Here is a 17,907-nt window from a genome sequence, read left to right on the forward strand (position 1 = left end):
GGAGCCTTCGGGCTCCTTTTTTTATCGACCGGCCTTAAAGGAGGTTTTGTCATGAGGTATACGAGGGGGGCGCTGGGAGCGCTGGTTTTGCTCACCTTTTTCGGCTGCGCCAGCCAGAGCGATCTGGAGTCGGTGCGCCGCGACAACGATGAGATCAAGAACCGTCTCTTTACGCTGGACCGGGGCCTGAACGAGGTCCGCGGCGAGGTGAAGGAAGGGGTGGAGAAGTCGCTGGCCGGCTACCGGCAGAGCCTGGAGGCGCTGCAGGCGGACATGGCCGGCTACCAGAAGGAGATGGCGACCATCCGCAAGGGTGGCGCGGACCTGCAGGCGACCCTGGAGAGCGCCAGGGTGGACATGCAGCTTCTGACCGGCAAGGTGGACGACGTCCGCATCCTGGCGCAGAAACCGGCCGACGACATCGCCCTTTTGAAGGAAGACCTGAACAAGCGGCTGGCCGCGCTCGAGGCGCGCATGGCCAAGCTGGAGAAGGGGATCGAGGAGCAGCAGGCCAAGGCGCAAGCGGCGCTCAAGTCCCCCGAGCAGCTCTACCAGCAGGGTCAGGACGCCCTGAAGGCCGGACAGGGGGCGAAGGCCCGCGAGTTCTTTGCCAGTTTCCTGGTACAGCACCCCAAGCACAACCTGGCCGCCAACGCCCAGTACTGGATCGGCGAGAGCTACTACCAGGAGAAGAACTACGAGCAGGCAGTGCTCGAGTTCCAGGAAGTGATCAAGAACTACCCGGACAAGGAGAAGGCGCCGGCCGCCATGCTGAAGCAGGGGATGGCCTTCAAGGAACTGGGGGACAACAAGAGCGCCGCCTACATCCTGAAGAAGCTGGTTGATGAGCACCCGAAATCGGAAGAGGCGAAGATCGCCAGAGACAAGTTCAAGATCAAGTAGCGCAAGCCAGGCACTTAATTACCGAAAGGCCCTCCTGCCAGAGCGGGAGGGCCTTCCCGTTTGCGGCTGCGGCCGCCACGAAAAAAGGAGAGCACCATGTTCCTCGCCAGAGACAAGAACAACGACCTGTACCTTTTCGACAAACTCCCGGTCAAGGGGAACGAATGCTGGTGGGCTGAGACGGGGGTCGACGGCACCTACCTCAAGCTGGACAAGTCACTCTACCCGGAGATCACCTGGGAGAGCGATCCGGTCCCGGCCGACCTGATCTTGAAATAGGGTTACCTGCGCGGATGTTTTTTGGAGGGTAGGGGCGAATAATCATTCGCCCGCCTTTCTTACATGGGCCGGAAATCGGGCTTGATGTTTTCGGGGGTGTAGCTCTGGGCCACGGCCCATCCCTTGCCCGGCACCAGTCTCGGTTCCAGGCGGCAGGCGATGTAGCCGATCAGGTTGACGGGCTCGGGGAGGTCCGAGGCGATGGTGACCACGCGGAAGCCGACGAAGTCACCCTGCTCGGGGTAGCCCGGCGCGCCCTTCAGGGTACAGCTCCAGAGCTGCAGGGGGCGGCCGGGGGCGGCGAGGCTGATCAAAAAGGTGCGCTCGCCGTCGCGGTTCAGGCCGCCCGACTCCTCAACCAGTGCCGGCACCAATCCGCCGATGAGCGGGGTGTAGCCGATGGAGCAGGCGTGGGCGAAGGCGGCGGCGCTGTCGGGAAACTGCAGTTCCTCTTTCTTCTTCCTGAACCAGTTGAACATGGCGTCACCTGTGGCGGCCCAAGGCGGGGCCATAAGGGGACAGGCACCTTGCGGAGCCAGTCCCCCTCTCGATTGCAGCGTAGAGGTAAGAAAAAAGGCGGGGTGACCCCGCCTTTTTTGCGTCCAGATGTTGGGCGACCCCCTAGGCCTTCTTCTCCGCTTCGCCGGCAACCGCGGCGGCCGGCACCGGCTCGGCGGCAGCGGTTGTTCCCTCGACCTTGGCCTTGAGCTCCTCCGCCTCGCGCACCTTCTCCTCCTCGGCCTTCTTCTTGGCCTCGGCCAGCTTCGCCAGGTGCTCCTTCTCTTCTTCGGTCCTGCTGTCGGCCTCGATGGTCTGCTTGAAGTCATCGGTGGCTTTCTTGAACTCCGCCAGCCCCTTCCCCAGCGACTTGGCCAGGTCCGGCAGCTTCTGCGGGCCGATGACGATGAGCGCTATAACCAATATGATGACCAGTTCAGGCATCCCGATTCCGAACATACTATCTACCTCGCTTGATGTGCGTTCAAACGCGCGTTTGTCATACAAAAATTGTAAAAAATAATAGAGGTTTTACCGTCGGGTGTCAAGCTTGCAAAGGTAGGACCTTAATTGGTTTGACATGATCCCGAACATTGTCTACTATCGGTCCTGTTTACCATATATTTCAAATGAGAAAGACAGATTTTGGTGGTGACAAACATGACGCAGGATTCTTTAAAAGCCGATATTAAAGCGCTGCTCAAGGAGCGCAAAGCAGTGCTCCTGGCACACAACTACATGCGCGACGAAGTACAGGAGATCGCTGACATAACCGGGGACTCGCTGGCTCTTTCCATGGAGGCGGCCAAGACTGACGCCGAAGTGATCGTGTTCTGCGGCGTCCATTTCATGGCCGAATCGGCCTCGATCCTGGCGCCGGAAAAGACCGTGCTGCTCCCCCGTCTAGACGCGGGGTGTCCCATGGCCGACATGGTTTCGGCCGAGGAGTTGAAGCAACTGAAGGCGAAGCTCCCCGGCGTGCCGGTGGTGACCTACGTCAACTCCTCCGCCGCGGTCAAGGCCGAGAGCGACATCTGCTGCACCTCCGCCAATGCCCTCAAGGTGGTCCAGTCCATGAGCGAAAAGGAGATCATCTTCGCCCCGGACAAGAACCTGGGGAGCTACGTGGCCCGCTTCACCGACAAGAAGTTCCACCTCTGGGAAGGATACTGCCCGACCCACGAGCGGCTCCGTCCCGAAGTGGTCAAGGAGCTGAAAGAGCAGAACCCGGGCGCGCCCTTCGTCTGCCACCCGGAATGCAACCCCGCCGTGGTGGCGCTCGCCGACCACGTCTGCTCCACCACCGGCATGTACGACTACTGCAAGAAAAGCGACGCCAAGCGCTTCATCATCGGCACCGAGGCGGGCATCCTCTGGAGGCTCAAGCGCGAGAACCCGGACAAGGAGTTCATCCTCGCCTCCCCGGCCCTCATCTGCCCCAACATGAAGCTCACCTCCCTGGAGGACGTGCACGAAGCGCTCTCCACCATGAGCCCGGTGGTCAAGGTCCCGGAAGAGGTCCGCATCCCGGCCAAGCGCGCCCTGGACCGGATGCTCGCCATCCCGAGGGATTAAGCAGGCTTCCCTCGCCCTCCGGGAGAGGGGCTGGGGGTGAGGGCGACGCCGGGCTTACCAAACCAACAAGATGAAAAAACACCCTCACCCCGACCCTCTCCCAGAGGGAGAGGGGGGAGTGGACGGCCCTTTCCCTCTGGAAGAGGGGGAGTAGGCAACCCGCTTCCAGAGGGAGAGTGGACGCCCCCATAGAAGAAGGGGCGGGCGCACAGGAGAAGGCATATGATCCGATCCTTTAAAGGCATGAAACCCAAGATCGACCCGTCCGCCTTCGTAGCCGAAGGGGCCGTCGTCATCGGTGACGTCAGCATCGGCAAGGAAGCGAGCATCTGGTACAACTGCGTGGTGCGCGGCGACGTGAACTCGATCAGCATCGGGGATAGGACCAACATCCAGGACCTCTCCATGCTGCACGTGACCCACAAAAAACACGCCGAAGACCCGGGCGCGCCGCTCGTCATCGGCAACGACGTCACCGTGGGACACAGCGTCACCCTGCACGGCTGCACCATCGAGGACGGCGCCTTCATCGGCATGCAGGCCATGATCATGGACAAGGCCGTGGTCGGCAAGGGGGCCCTGGTCGGCGCCCGCGCCCTGGTCACCGAAGGGACCGTGATCCCCCCCGGCACCCTCTGGGTCGGGGCACCCGCCAAGTACAAGCGGGACCTGACCGAAAACGAGATTGCCTGGCTGGGACGCTCGGCCGGGAACTACGTCAGGTACTCCAGGGAGTTCCTCGAAGACGAGGCTACCTTGGCGCAGGACCTCAGCAACATCCCGTAGCATCGTCCCTGGCGACCGCAACACCTGTCGGGCCGGCTCATCGAGCCGGCCTTTTTCTTTGCCGGCAGCTGCGGCGCCAAGACGTCATATGACGGAATCCAGTCCGGTCATTTGACTGGTTTCAGGAAAACGCTCTCATCCATCCCTCACCCCGCCCCCCACCGTAGCGCCCCAGCAGGCTTTTATAGAAAATTTCGCCGTTTCCTCCCCTGGTCGCACAGTATTTGCACAATCTAATCGGATATTTATCTTCCCTAACCGGCTACTTATCTTCCGGCACAGGGGGACAGGCACCTAGCGGAGCCAGTCCCCTACCGCGCGCCCCCGCCCATTTGCGGAGGAGTCCTGTGTTCATTCCACTGCGAGGTCTGAAATGACGAAAATGAACCGATGTCTATTGCTCCTGCTCTCCTTGCTCATGCTGCTAAGCCTCACCCACCAGGTGCAGGCCGCCCCCGGCTCCCCCGGCGCTCCCGACACCAGCCCGGGGGGACAACACCCTCCCAAACATCGCGATGACGCCGTCATCGTCAAGTTCAAGCCGGGGGTATCCGCCAAGGGGAAAGAGAAGCTGCACCAACGCCACGGCACCTCGGCCGCCAAGGACTTCCCCCGCCTCAACATGCAGGTGGTCAAGCTGAAAAAGGGAGTGACCGTAGAGGAAACCCTGGCAACGCTCAAGGGCGATCCGGACCTCGAGTACGCCGAGCCGGACTACGTCATCGAGCCGAGCGCCCTGCCCAACGACTCTTACTGGCGCAGCGGCCAACTGTGGGGGCTGCAGAGGATCAACGCCCCGGCCGCCTGGGACATCACTACCGGCTCCAGCGATACCGTGGTGGCCGTCCTCGACACCGGCATCGACTACAACCATCCCGACCTGGCCCCCAACGTCTGGACCAATCCCGGCATCGACGCCGGCTACGTCGGGGACGTGCACGGCATCGACACCTTCAACCACGACTCGGACCCCAACGACGACCACTTTCACGGCACCCACGTCTCCGGCACCATCGGCGCAGTGTCCGACAGCAGCGGCGTGGTGGGACTCAACTGGAACGTCAAGATCCTCGCCTGCAAGTTCATAGGCATCGGCAGTGGCGGGGTGCTCGATCCCTTGGCCGGCGCCTCTACCGTCTACGGGAACATCTCCGGCGCGATCGAATGCCTGAACTACGTGAAGACACTGAAGGAGCGCGGCGTGAACATCGTCGCCACCAACAACAGCTGGGGCCTCTCGTCCTATTCCCAGGCGATCTACGATGCCATCGCCGCCCAGCCTGACATCCTCTTCGTCGCGGCTGCCGGCAACAACGGCGCCGACAACGACAAATACCCTTCCTATCCCGCCAGCTACCCCCTCTCCAACGTCATCTCGGTGGCGGCTTCCGGGCAGTCGGCAACCGCCCCTTATGACGAGAATCAACCTTCCTGGACCAACTACAGCCGCAACTCGATCCATATCGCCGCCCCCGGCGATGGCATCCTGAGCACGGTCCCCTATACCTCCAGCTACAACACCGGCTATGTGCGGGGTTACGGCATGCAGAGCGGCACCTCGATGGCAGCCCCGCACGTTACCGGTCTGGCGGCCCTCCTGGCCTCGATCGGCAAGGACTGGATCCAGACCAGGAACCTGATCCTCTCCGGCGGCGATGCCGTTCCCGCACTGGCGGACACCACCTTCACCGGCAGGCGGATCAATGCCTACAACTCGCTGGCCTGCACCGACCGGCCGCTCTTCGCGCTGATGAACCAGCCGCGCTCCGTGACGCCCGGCATACCGGTCACTCTCACCGCCATCAGCATCAACTGCGGTTCCGCCGTGGGCCCGGTCACCGCCACCGTCCCCGGAGGCGGCACCATCGAATTGCTGGACAACGGCGTCGCGCCGGACCAGACCGCCGGCGACGGCATCTTCAGCGCCACCTGGACCCCGGACTCGGACAGCGGCCTGCTGAGCTTCGCCTACCCCGGCGGCAGCACGGCGCTGCAGTATCCGGCGGTAACCCTTGGCTATGCTACGGCAGATCTCCCGCTCAGCAGCGCCGGCCGCACCGCATCGGGCAAGGTCCCGCTCCGGTTCGCCTTGCACCTGGAGGCCTCGGGGGGCGTCGCACCCTATACCTGGTCCATCACCACCGGCACCCTCCCCGCCGGCCTTACCCTCAACCCCGCCACCGGGGAGATCACCGGGGTCCCAACGGAGGCCGCCAACAGCCTCTTCACGGTGCGCGTCACCGACAGCGCCGGCTATTACGACTCCGGCAGCTGGCACATCGTACTCACCAAGGACGAGGCCGCGGGGTGGCCTTACATCCTGCCCAATCCCCCCGCAGGGCGCGCCGACGTGGCCTCGTCACCGGTTTTCGCCGATCTGGACGGAGACGGCAAGCAGGAAATGATCGTCAGCATGTGGAACTCGCTGCTGGTGTTCTACAACAGCACCGGTTCCGTCCGCCAGTACAACTTCCCGGCGGGCACCACGGTCTCCACCGCGGCAGTGAGCGACCTGTACAGAGACGGCAGCAACAAGATCATCGTCAGCGTGGGTTCCCCCGCCCAGACCGGCGCCATCTACGCCTTCGACAAGGACCTGCAGCTGCTCAGCGGCTTCCCCGCCGGCAAGTTCAACACCACGTCCGGCACGCCCGGATCCTGCAGTGCCCCGGTCATCGCCGACCTGAACAGCGACGGCAACAAGACCATCACCGTGGACTGCTCCCCCGACGACCCGGCCGACCCCAACTTCGGCAAGTCCATCCTGGTCACGGTGACCCCGCAGGGGACCATGCTTGCTGGCTGGCCGATAGTCAATGGCCCGGCCGTGGGCGCCAGGGCGACTACCGAGCAGATGCCGGTAGTGGGCGATCTGCTGGGCGACGGCAAGAAGGAAGTGGTATCCATCACCAGCGACGGCATGCTGCATGCCTGGTCCAAGGAAGGGACCCAGGTGAAGCAGTGGCAGGCCGCCGCCAACCTGGGCGACTGGGCCAGCGCCAAGACCAGGGTCTGGACCCCGGTCCTTGCCGACGTGAACGGCGACAACGCCCTCGAGGTACTGGTCAAGCAGAATTACTTCGCCGATGCCAGCAACCAGGCACACCGCATCTCGGTTTTCGACAAAAACGGCGCCCTGCTGCCGGGGTGGCCTCTGCTGTTCCCCGTTCCGGTCGCGGAGGGGGGGATCATTGCCGCCGATCTGACCAAGGACGGCGTACCCGAAATCATCACCAACATCAGCTCCACACCGGCCAGCTACCAGTGGCAGGCCTTCAAGGGTGACGGCACCGTTGTTTCCGGCTGGAGCCAGGTCGCCGAGAACAGCGCCGTCCAGAAGAAGGCGCTCCCCATCACCGGCGGCTACGGCGGCAACACGTTCCCCGATGTCTTCTACGCCACCAGCGACACCGACGCCTTCCTGCAAGGGTACAGCGCCGCCGGCACCACCCTGGCCAGCTACCCGGAGACCGTGGCACTGGACACCTTCGTCGCCAGCTCCCCGGCCATGGGTGACATCGACGGCGACGGCAAGCTCGAAATCGCCGTCAAGGCCGCGGACGGCAGCGTACACCTCTGGAAGTCCGGGCAGTATCTCTCTCCGTTCAGCCACCAGTGGACCATGTTCGCCCACGACCTGGAGCACACCGGCTCTCTGCCGGTCCTCGACCCTTCGCAGCTGCCGAGCAGCGACCTCGTGGTGACCGCAGTCAGCGGCAGCATCGCCGGTGGGAAACTGAACTACTCGGTAACGATCACCAACAACGGGACCATCACCGCCGGTACCTCCTACACCGGCATCTACCTCTCCCGTGACAACGTCGCCTCCAAGGCCGACACACTGATAGCGCGCATCTCCACCATCTCCATCCCGGCCGGGGTGAGCGTCACCATGACCAGCAGCGCCGCCATTCCCGCCTCGCTGGCGGGGGGCAGCTACTACATCGCGGCCCTCGCCGATGACACCGGCATCGTCACCGAGCGGGACGAGGCCAACAACGGGGCCGCCGGCGAGCAGCTCCTCCTGAACAACGACCTGAGCATCAGCGCGCTCTCCGGCACCCTCTCCGCCGGGGTCCTCTCCTACTCGGTCACCGTGAATAACGGCGGCAACGGCAACGCCAGCGCCCCCATCGCCCTTTACTTCTCCGATGACGCCAACGCCGAGGCAACCGACCACCTGATCACCACCTTGAGCGCCACCACCATCCCCGGCGGCACCGGCAAGACCCTCACCGGCAGCGTCGCCGTCCCCGGCAACACCCCCGCCGGCACCTTCTACCTGGTTGCACTGGCCGACCCGGCCAACGTCGTGGCCGAGGACAACGAGGCCAACAACGGGGCCGTGGCCGAGCAGTTCACCATCGGCAACGACCTGCAGGTCACCGACATCTCCGGGAGCGTTTCCGGCGGCAAACTCACCTACTCGGTAACGGTGATGAACGCGGGCAACATCAACGCGTCCCCCACCAGCACCGGCCTGTACCTGAGACGCTACACCTTCATGGAACCGGGCGACTTCCTGGTCCACAAGGTCACCACGGCGCAGCTCGCACCCGGAGCGCAGACTACCCTCGTCGGCACCATCACCATCCCCGCCTCGGCACCGACGGGCACCGTCTACTTAACCGCCATGGCCGACATGGCCGGGCAGCTTGCCGAAACCGATGAAGGGAACAACGCACTGGAGGGAAGCCAACTCCTGTTGAACAACGATCTCGCCGTCACTGCGGTCTCCGGGACCCTCACCGGCGGCGTACTCACCTATTCCGTCACCGTGGAAAACAGGGGCAGCGCCAACCCCAACGTCCCGGTCAGCATCTACTTCTCCGCCGATGATAACGCGACCACCTCCGATTACCTGGTGACCCTGACCCCGGTGACCCAGATTGCAGGCGGGACCAGCAAGGTCCTCAACGGCAGCGCGACCGTGCCGGGGAGCGTCCCCGCCGGAACCTTCTACCTCGCGGCAGTGGCCGACCCCGCCAACCTCGTCATCGAGGACGACGAGAGCAACAACGGCGCCGTCGGTCCGCAGTTCACCATCGGCAGCGACCTCAGGGTCACCGCCGTCACCGGCAGCATCTCCGGAGGCAGGCTCAGCTACTCGGTCACCGTCAGAAACGACGGTGTCACCACCGCCGCGGCCTCCAACACCGGCCTCTACCTCTCCAGCGACGACGTCGCCGCCACCACGGACTACCTGGTCACCAGGCTCGCCACGGGGCAGCTCGCCGCAGGCGCGGAGGTCGTGCTTTCCGGCAGCGTCTCGCTGGCCGCTTCGACCCCGACGGGCACCTTCTACCTGGCCGCCTTCGCCGACATGGCCGGCGTGGTCACCGAGGCTAACGAGGACAACAACGGGGCCGCCGTGAACCAGCTCTCCGTGAACAACGACATCACCGTGAGCAACGTCTCGGGAACCCTCTCCGGTGGCGTGCTCACCTACTCGGTCACCCTCAACAACAGCGGCAACGCGAACCCCACCCTGCCCGTCAACCTCTACTTCTCCATCGACGGCAGCGCGACCACCTCCGACTACCTGGTCACCCAGCTGACCGGGATCTCCCTGCCGGGTGGCACCAGCAAGACCATCACCGGCAGCGTCACCATCCCCAGCACCGTCCCGGCAGGAACCTTCTACCTCGGGGCCCTGGCTGACCCGGCCAACGTGGTCGCCGAGACCAACGACGACAACAACGGCAGCGTCGGACCGCAGTTCAGCATCGGCAGCGACCTGCAGGTGACCGCGGTCTCCGGCAGCATCTCCGGCGGCCGTCTCAGCTACTCCGTCACCGTGAAGAACACCGGGGACATCGCTTCCGCCTCATCCAACACCGGCATCTACCTCTCCGCGGACGCCACTGCCACCACCTCCGACTTCCTGGTGCTGAAGGTCAGTACCGCATCGCTGGCCGCCGGCGCCGAGGTGGTGCTGACCGGCAGCTTCGCACTCCCGCCGGCCACCCCCACCGGGAGCTACTACGTGGCAGCCGTCGCCGACATGGCCGGTGTGGTCACCGAAAGCGACGAGGCCAACAACGGCGCGGCAGGCACCCAGGTTACGGTCAGCAACGACATCACCGTGAGCGCCGTCTCCGGCACCCTCACCGCCGGCGTGCTGAGCTACACCGTAACCGTCAGCAACAGCGGCAACGCCAACCCCACCCTGCCGGTCAGCCTCTACTTCTCCACCGACGGCAGCGTGACCACCTCCGACTACCTGATCACCCAACTGACCGGGATCTCGCTCCCCGGCGGCAGCAGCAAGACCATAACCGGCAACGTCACCATCCCCTCCACCGTCCCTGCCGGCACCTTCTACCTCGGGGCCCTGGCCGACCCGGCCAACACGGTCACCGAGGACAACGAGGCCAACAACGGCACGGTCGGGCCGCAGTTCACCATCGGCAGCGACCTGCAGGTGACCGCTGTCTCCGGAAGCGTTTCCGGCGGCAGGCTCACCTACTCCGTCACCGTGAAAAACAGCGGCGAGATCTCGTCGGCCTCCTCCAGTACCGGCATCTACCTTTCCGCGGACGCCACTGCCACCACTGGTGATTACCTGGTGCTGAAGGTGAGCACCCCGTCGCTGGCGGCAGGCGCCGAGACCGTGCTCACCGGCAGTTTCTCGCTTGCCTCAAGCACCCCGACCGGCAGCTTCTACGTGGCAGCGGTTGCCGACATGGCGGCCGTGGTCGCCGAAAGCAACGAAGCGAACAACGGCGCCGTGGGCAACCAGGTCGTGGTGAACAACGACCTCACCGTGAGCACCGTCTCCGGGTCCATCAGTAACGGCGTCCTCACCTACTCCGTCACGGTGAACAACGCCGGCAACGCCAACCCCAACGTCCCCGTCACCCTGTACTTCTCGGCCGACGGCAGCGTGACCACCTCAGATTACCTGGTCACCCAGCTGACCCAGGCCCAGATCGCGGGCGGGACCAGCAAGACCTTCACCGGCAACGTCACCGTGCCCGGGAGCATCCCCGCCGGCACCTTCTACCTCGGCGCACTGGCCGACGCGGCCAACATCGTTTCCGAGGACAGCGACAGCAACAACGGCGCGGTCGGCCCGCAGTTCACCATCGGCAGCGATCTCCAGGTGACGGCGGTAACCGGCAGCATCTCGGGCGGCAGGCTGAGCTACTCGGTGACCGTGAAGAATGCCGGCAGCATCACCTCGGCCTCTTCCAACACCGGCCTGTACCTCTCCACCGACGCCACCGCCTCCACCTCCGACTACCTGGTGGTGAAGCTCGCCACCCCGTCGCTGGCGGCAGGCGGCCAGACCGTCCTGACCGGCAGCATCTCCCTGGCCTCCTCCACGCCGGCGGGGACCTTCTCGCTCGCCGCTGTTGCCGACATGGCAGGCGTGGTGACCGAGAGTGACGAGAGCAACAACGGCGCCACCGGCAGCGGGGTCCAGGTAAGGAACGACCTCACCGTCACCGCCGTCTCCGGAACCCTTACCAACGGAGTGCTCAGCTACTCCGTCACGGTGAACAACAACGGCAACGGCAACCCCAATGTCCCGGTCACCATCTACTTCTCCGCCGACGGGACCGCAGCCACCTCCGACTATGTGGTCACCATCGTGACCCCGGCCGCAGTGACCGGCGGCACCAGCAGGACCTTCACCGGCACGGCCACCGTGCCCACCTCCATCCCCGCCGGGACCTACTACCTGGCCGCCCTCGCCGACCCGGCCAACGTGGTCGCCGAAGACAACGACGCCAACAACGGCGCCGTCGGGGCACAGTTCACCATCGGCAGCGACCTCCAGGTGACCGCAGTCACCGGGAGCATCTCGGCCGGGAGACTCACCTACTCGGTGACGGTCAAGAACGCCGGCACTACCTACTCCGGTTCTTCCTACACCGGCGTCTACCTGAGCCGGCTGGTCTTCGTCGGGTCCGGCGACTACACGGTGACCAAGGTCAGCACAGCCCAGATCGCCCCGGGCGGCCAGCTCGTCCTGACCGGGTCCGCCACCATCCCGTCCACGGTGCCGGCCGGTGACTACATGGTTACCGGCGTTGCCGACGCCAACTTGCAGTTGGTGGAGAGCAACGAGGGGAACAACCAGCTCTTGGGCAACCAGGTCACCCGTTAACGCAAACCTTCCGGAACTTCGAAGCAGAGCGGCCTTAATCCCCCCTCCCCTTGCGGGAGGGGGTCAGGGGGTGGGGGAAGCGGCCATCCCCCCCACGGCTTGCGGCTTCATCCACCCTCCGTCCTCCTCCCGCCTTCGCGGGCCGAAGCGCTACGGCGCGCAGGCCCGTCAAGGGAGGGGGAGCCTTTTTGGCACTTCCCCCCGCGTTCCCCTTTGAACTTAACCACGATCCTCTGGACAGGGAGGGTCGTATGCTGCTACGGTAGCCAAGTCGGCCGCCGCCGGGGTTCTCCCCCGCCGGCGGCACTACCCGGCCCGGAGAAGAGAGATTGGCAGCAAACGACACCCCGACCCGCCTCCTCGAAATCTACGACGCGCTCTACCGTCGCTACGGCGCCCTCAACTGGTGGCCCGCCGACACCCCCTTCGAGGTCTGCGTCGGCGCCATCCTCACCCAGAACACCAACTGGCTCAACGTGGAAAAAGCTATAGCGAACCTGAAGCGGGAGGGGCTCCTCTCGGCGGAGGCGATCCGTGAGGTACACCAGGAGCGGCTCGCCGAGGCGATTCGCCCTTCCGGCTTCTTCAACGTGAAGAGCGTGCGGCTGAAGGGGTTCGTTACGTGGCTCTTCGAGCGGCATGGCAGTCTCGACGCCATGTTCGCCGGCGACTGGCAGCAGCTGCGCCAGGAGCTGGTGGCTGTCCCCGGCATCGGCCCGGAGACCTGCGACTCCATCCTCCTCTACGCCGGGGGGAAACCGTCCTTCGTGGTGGACGCCTACACCCGACGCCTGTTTTCCCGGCTGGGCCTGGTGAGCGACAAGGACGATTACCACCGGGTGCGCACGCTGTTCATGGAGCACCTGCCCCCCGAGGTGGCGCTGTTCAACGAGTACCACGCCCTGATCGTCGAGCAGTGCAAGCGCCACTGCCGCAAGAAACCTTCCTGCGACGGCTGCCCGCTGGGTCGGGCCTGCTGCCTCGCCACCCCCTGACCACGGACCATCATGAGAAAACTCGCCAACATCTTTTTGATCCTGTTCTTCGCCGACGGCTTCCTGTCTGTCCTGGACGAATTCTCCTCGCTGGTGGCCCCGGTGGCGCCGCTCACCCTGTTCCGGATGCAGGTCGCCAACTCGGTGCTGCTCCTTGCCATCCCCCTCTACCTCTGCCTGGGCATCGACCGGCGCCTCCCCAAGAAGCTCTTCATCCCGCTGATCGCCTTCCTGTTCGCCTGCCCCCTGGCGGCCTGGGTGTTCCCGGTGCTGGCAGGCTCGAAGCTCTACGCCGTGGCCATGTCGCTCATACAACTGGGCGTCCCGCCGCTCATGATCGCGCGCTACCGTGACGCCAAGGACCCGGGGCTGACGCTGCCGGCCTGGCGCTTCGAGGGGCCCTTCTTCGAGGTACGGAACACACTGGGCTTCACCGCCATCAACGTGGTGCTTCTTCCCGTGCTGCTGGCGACGCTGACCCTGTTTGCGGCCGACGCCTGGGCGCAGGGCAACACGGCCGGCTTCATCAGGGTGACGCCGCGCGGGCTCTACCTGACCGAGCGGGTGTACCGGCGCGGCAACCAGACCGTGCGGCTGACGGGGATGGTGCATGTCGGGGAAAAAGGGTACTACCAGGACGTGGCGCGGGTCCCCGAGCAGGGGCGGACCGTGGTGCTGGCGGAGGGGGTGACCGACAAGAAACGGGCGCTGCGGCACCATTTCGATTACCGCGGCGTAGCGAGCTTTCTCGGGCTCGCCTCGCAGGAAAAGATGCTCTTCGACGGCAAGGTGATCGACGAGAAGGGGCTTCAGGCGCCGCCCAAGCCGGCGGCGGGGAACCAGCCGGACATCCTGGTGGCGGATACCGACCTGAGCACCTTCCGTCCCGAGACGCTGCGTTTCCTGGACCAGGTGGGCAAGGAGCTGCAGAAGAGCCCGTCCTTCATGGAGGCGGCGCTCAACCTGAACCGCTGGGCGGAGCGGAACGTCACCCCGCAGATGCAAGAGGTTATCATGGACGACATCCTGACCCGCCGCAACGAGGTGCTGCTGGGCTACCTCGACCAGGCGCTCAAGCGCTACGACACCGTGGTGGTCCCCTGGGGGGCGCTGCACATGAAAGGAATAGAGGCGGGGGTGCTCAAGCGGGGTTTCGTGCTGCAGCAGGAGCAGCGGCGCCTGGCCATCGACCTGAAGCGGATCCTGCTCGCCAAGGCCCGCTAGAAATGAAAAGGGGACTGGCTCCGCAAGGTGCCTGTCCCCCTTCCCATCTAAAGGGGACTGGCTCCGCAGGTGCCTGTCCCCTTTGCGTCACTGCCGGCGAGCCCCTCTAGAACTGCTCCGACTCCTCCCCTGCCTGCTCCACCCCCCAGAACACGTCCAGGAAGTTCTTCAGGATGCGGGCGGTGAGCCCCCAGATCTCGTCGTCGCCGTAGAGGTAGAAGTACATCGGGTAGTTCTTGATCCCCTTGTGGTCCCAGTACTCGACCCGGTACACGCCCGGCTTGGAGAAGTGCGCCAGCGGCACCTCGATGAGCCGCTCGATCTCGGCGTCGTTGACGGTGAGCGTGTAGTTTTCCGGGAAGATGCCGACCACGGGGGTGACCAGGTAGTTGTGGATGGAGTGGCAGTCGTCCAACTCGCCGAGGACCTCGACGTCGGCGGGGTCGATGCCGACCTCCTCCCACGCCTCGCGGGTGGCGGTGTCGGCGCTGTCGCGGTCGCTTATCTCGCAGCGCCCGCCGGGGAAGGAGATCTCGCCGCTGTGGTGGGTGAGGTGGGTGGTGCGCTTGGTGAAGAGGATGTGGTACTCGCCGTTCTTCAGGAACAGGGGGAGCAGGACGGCGGCGGGGACCGGCCCCGCCTCCATGGGGACGCGCCGGCGCGCGGCGAGAGAAGTCTTCAGCCTCTCCCTGATCGCGGCCGGAGACCCCGGCCGTTCCTGCCCGTTTTCGGCTATCAGAGCACCGGCTCCTTGGCCCGCCGCTTCAGCTCGGCGATGGTGGCCGTGTAGTCGGGCGAGTTGAAGACGGCGCTGCCGGCCACGAAGACGTCGGCGCCGGCGTGGGCGATGCGGGCGATGTTGTCCGTCTTGACGCCGCCGTCCACCTCGAGCTCCGCCTCGATCCCCCTGCGGTCCATGGTGGCGCGCAGCGCCTGGATCTTCGGGATGCAGGCCTCGATGAAGGACTGGCCGCCAAAGCCCGGGTTCACCGTCATCAGCAGGATCAGGTCCAGCTCCTCCATGACGTAGTCGAGCACGTTGAGCGGAGTCGCCGGGTTGAGCGAGACGCCCGCCTTCTTGCCGAAGGACTTGATCAGCTGGATGGTGCGGTGCAGGTGGTTGGTCGCCTCGGCGTGCACCACGATGATGTCGCTCCCCGCCTGGGCGAAGTCAGGGATGTAGCGGTCCGGGTCCACGATCATCAGGTGCACGTCCAGCGGCAGCGTGGTGGCCCGGCGCGCGGCCTCGACGATGAGCGGGCCGATGGTGATGTTGGGGACGAACTGGCCGTCCATCACGTCGATGTGGACGTAGTCGGCGCCCGCGGTCTCGATGGCCTTGATCTCCTCGCCCAGGCGGGCGAAATCCGCGGAAAGTATGGAAGGTGCGATCTTTTTCATGGGTTCTCCTACTTGATTTTCTTGAGGCGGGCGGCGAAGAAGCCGTCCATGCCGTCGCGGTGCGGCCAGCTCCTGAAGAAGCCGCGCTCGGTGAAGAGAGGCGCGAACTCCGGGAACAGCGTGCGCAGGTCCTCGGCGACGAATTCGGGATGCTCGCGCAGGAAGGTGTCGATGACGTACTCGTTCTCCTGCACGCTGGTGGAACAGGTGGCGTAGAGGAGCGTCCCCTCCTTGTCCAGGTACTTGCAGAGGTTTTCCAGGATGGTGACCTGGGTGCGCGCCTGCGGCAGCAGGTCCTCCGGGGACTTGCTCCACTTCCCTTCCGGGTTGCGCCGGATCACGCCCAGCCCCGAGCAGGGGGCGTCCACCAGGATCCTCTGGAAGGTGACCTCCTTGATGGCGGGGGAAGGTGTCGTGGCGTCCATGGTGAAGGTGCGCACCGATTTGATCCCCAGCCGGTCGCAGGTCTCCTTGATCAGCCTGAGCTTCTTGTGGTTGACGTCGCAGGCGTAGATCTCGCCGGAGTCCCCCATGAGCTGGGCGATCTGGGTGGTCTTCCCGCCGGGCGCCGCGCAGGCGTCCAGCACCCGGTCACCCTTTTCCGGCGCCAGGAACAGCGGCGCCAGCTGCGAGGACTCGTCCTGCACCGTGAAGAGCCCGTCCCGGAACGAGGGGAGCCGGGAGATGAGCCCGGACTGGTTCAGCCGGATGCCGTCGGGGGACCAGCGGGTCTCGCCGCAGTTGATTCCCTCCTCGGTCAGGCGCGCCATGAGCGCCTCGCGCGAGGTGCGCAGGGTGTTGACCCGGATGGTGAAGGGTGGCGGCTCGGACATGGCGGCGGCCAGTTCCTCGGCCCCGTCCACACCCAGCTGGTCGCACCACTGCCTGGTGAGCCAGGCGGGATGGGAGTAGCGCACCGCCAGGTAGCCCACCGGGTTCTCGGCGCGGTCCGGGTAGCTTATGTTGTCGCGGTTGCGGTCGGCGTTTCTCAGGATGGCGTTGATGAAGCCGGACGCGCGCGGCGCCAGTTCCTTGGCGAGTTTCACCGTCTCGTTCACCGCGGCCGAAACCGGGACGCGGTCCAGGAAGAAGCACTGGTACAGCCCCAGGCGCAACAGGAGCAGCACGTAGAGCTCGAGCTTGTCGGTGCGCTGCTTGGAAAACTGCCCGATGATGTGGTCCAGGGTCCCCTGCCGGCGCAGCACGCCGTACACCAGTTCGGTGAGAAGGCCGCGGTCGGCCCCCTTGATCATGTCCTTGGACAGTTCGTGGTCTATCAGGATGTCTGCGAAGGACTTCTCTTTTTCGATGCGAAGCAGGATATCGAAGGCGGCGCGGCGCGGGTTTTTGCTGGACAAAATACTTCCTTTCAGGCGTGAGTGTCTGGGCTGGGCCGGATTCATTATATGCATTTCGCCCAAAACTGCAAGCGGTTAGGGGACTTGACACAGGAAATCCAAAGGCTACCCTTTAGCGTGGGTTTAATGATAACCGGGAGGAGGGTTTACCATGATACCTTGGGAAACGGACATGGGGAAAGCACTGGCTCGGGCGAAGGCTGAACAGAAGACCGTTCTGCTCGAATTCTTCAGCCCGCAATGTATCGGCTGCAAACAGATGGAAGAGGTAACCTTCGCCGACGAGGCCGTGGTCAACTTCATCTCGGACCGCGTCATCCCGGTCAGGGTCCCGGTTTCCTCCACTACCCAGACCGGCGACTTCCGCATCTCCTGGACCCCGACCCTGATCACCCTCGACCTGTACGGGCGCGAGCATCAGCGCACGGTCGGCTACCTCCCTCCCGACGAGATGGTCGGGTCGGTGCTCCTGGGCATGGGGAAGGCGAGCCTGGACAACGGCCAGTTCAACGAGGCAGTGATCCAGCTGACCACCCTCCTGAACGGCTGCCCCAACTGTGCGGCGGCGCCCGAGGCGGTGTACCTGCGCGGCGTGGCGCGCTTCAGCTCCAGCCACGACCCGGCGGCCCTGAAGGACATCTACCAGCAGATCTCCAAGGAGTACCCGGACAGTGACTGGACCAAGCGGGCCCAGCCCTTCACGTTGCTTTGACCCCCGCACCACCCGCAGTTGCCAATTCCACCGGGGGGCGGCAGCCATGCCGCCCTCTTT

Annotated in this window: 13 protein-coding genes; 8 read left to right on the forward strand and 5 right to left on the reverse strand. The window is 64.8% G+C overall.

Annotated features, from left to right (window positions below; all coding sequences use genetic code 11):
* Positions 1-51 precede the first annotated feature (51 nt).
* Together ybgF and H7687_RS19295 are read left to right on the forward strand one after the other, a co-directional pair.
* Positions 52-903 carry a tol-pal system protein YbgF gene (gene ybgF, locus H7687_RS19290; RefSeq protein WP_183350451.1) on the forward strand — a complete coding sequence of 284 codons (852 nt, stop codon included), beginning with the start codon at positions 52-54 and terminating at the stop codon, positions 901-903.
* Positions 904-999: 96 nt separating this feature from the next.
* On the forward strand, positions 1,000-1,182 hold the full coding sequence (locus tag H7687_RS19295) for a hypothetical protein (RefSeq protein WP_183350453.1): 183 nt from the start codon (positions 1,000-1,002) through the stop codon (positions 1,180-1,182).
* A gap of 59 nt (positions 1,183-1,241) precedes the next feature.
* On the opposite strand, the gene H7687_RS19300 is transcribed toward H7687_RS19295, so the two are convergent.
* Positions 1,242-1,694: a hypothetical protein gene (locus tag H7687_RS19300; RefSeq protein ID WP_246405015.1), complete on the reverse strand. Its 453-nt coding sequence runs from the start codon at positions 1,692-1,694 to the stop codon at positions 1,242-1,244.
* Positions 1,695-1,803: 109 nt separating this feature from the next.
* Entirely contained in the window at positions 1,804-2,139 is a 336-nt protein-coding gene (gene tatB / locus H7687_RS19305) for a Sec-independent protein translocase protein TatB (protein ID WP_183350455.1), read from the reverse strand.
* 201 nt (positions 2,140-2,340) lie between these two features.
* On the opposite strand from tatB, the gene nadA reads away from it, so the two are divergent.
* From nadA to H7687_RS19330, 5 genes are all read left to right on the forward strand, one after another.
* The gene (gene nadA / locus H7687_RS19310; RefSeq protein WP_183350457.1) at positions 2,341-3,255 is read left to right on the forward strand and encodes a quinolinate synthase NadA; all 915 of its coding nucleotides are present in this window, start codon (positions 2,341-2,343) and stop codon (positions 3,253-3,255) included.
* Positions 3,256-3,477: 222 nt separating this feature from the next.
* Positions 3,478-4,041 (forward strand): gamma carbonic anhydrase family protein, encoded by a 564-nt coding sequence (locus H7687_RS19315; RefSeq protein WP_183350459.1) that lies wholly within the window; start codon positions 3,478-3,480, stop codon positions 4,039-4,041.
* 373 nt (positions 4,042-4,414) lie between these two features.
* On the forward strand, positions 4,415-12,157 hold the full coding sequence (locus tag H7687_RS19320) for a CARDB domain-containing protein (protein WP_183350461.1): 7,743 nt from the start codon (positions 4,415-4,417) through the stop codon (positions 12,155-12,157).
* Positions 12,158-12,486: 329 nt separating this feature from the next.
* Positions 12,487-13,152, forward strand: coding sequence for an endonuclease III domain-containing protein (locus H7687_RS19325; protein WP_183350463.1), 666 nt, complete (start codon positions 12,487-12,489; stop codon positions 13,150-13,152).
* Positions 13,153-13,164: 12 nt separating this feature from the next.
* Positions 13,165-14,376 (forward strand): TraB/GumN family protein, encoded by a 1,212-nt coding sequence (locus H7687_RS19330; RefSeq protein WP_183350465.1) that lies wholly within the window; start codon positions 13,165-13,167, stop codon positions 14,374-14,376.
* Positions 14,377-14,482: 106 nt separating this feature from the next.
* Here H7687_RS19330 and H7687_RS19335 read toward each other — a convergent pair whose 3' ends face one another.
* The 3 genes from H7687_RS19335 to rsmB form a co-directional block, all read right to left on the reverse strand.
* Positions 14,483-15,022 carry an NUDIX hydrolase gene (locus H7687_RS19335; protein ID WP_183350467.1) on the reverse strand — a complete coding sequence of 180 codons (540 nt, stop codon included), beginning with the start codon at positions 15,020-15,022 and terminating at the stop codon, positions 14,483-14,485.
* 89 nt (positions 15,023-15,111) lie between these two features.
* Entirely contained in the window at positions 15,112-15,777 is a 666-nt protein-coding gene (rpe, locus tag H7687_RS19340) for a ribulose-phosphate 3-epimerase (RefSeq protein ID WP_183350469.1), read from the reverse strand.
* An 8-nt stretch (positions 15,778-15,785) separates the two neighbouring features.
* Complete coding sequence (rsmB, locus tag H7687_RS19345; RefSeq protein WP_183350471.1) at positions 15,786-17,135, reverse strand: 16S rRNA (cytosine(967)-C(5))-methyltransferase RsmB; 1,350 nt, start codon at positions 17,133-17,135, stop codon at positions 15,786-15,788.
* Between the two features lie 151 nt (positions 17,136-17,286).
* On the opposite strand from rsmB, the gene H7687_RS19350 reads away from it, so the two are divergent.
* The gene (locus tag H7687_RS19350; RefSeq protein WP_183350473.1) at positions 17,287-17,847 is read left to right on the forward strand and encodes a thioredoxin fold domain-containing protein; all 561 of its coding nucleotides are present in this window, start codon (positions 17,287-17,289) and stop codon (positions 17,845-17,847) included.
* The last annotated feature ends 60 nt before the right edge of the window (positions 17,848-17,907 follow it).

It is taken from the genome of Geomonas paludis (assembly GCF_014193585.1).
GTDB classification, from domain to species: domain Bacteria; phylum Desulfobacterota; class Desulfuromonadia; order Geobacterales; family Geobacteraceae; genus Geomonas; species Geomonas paludis.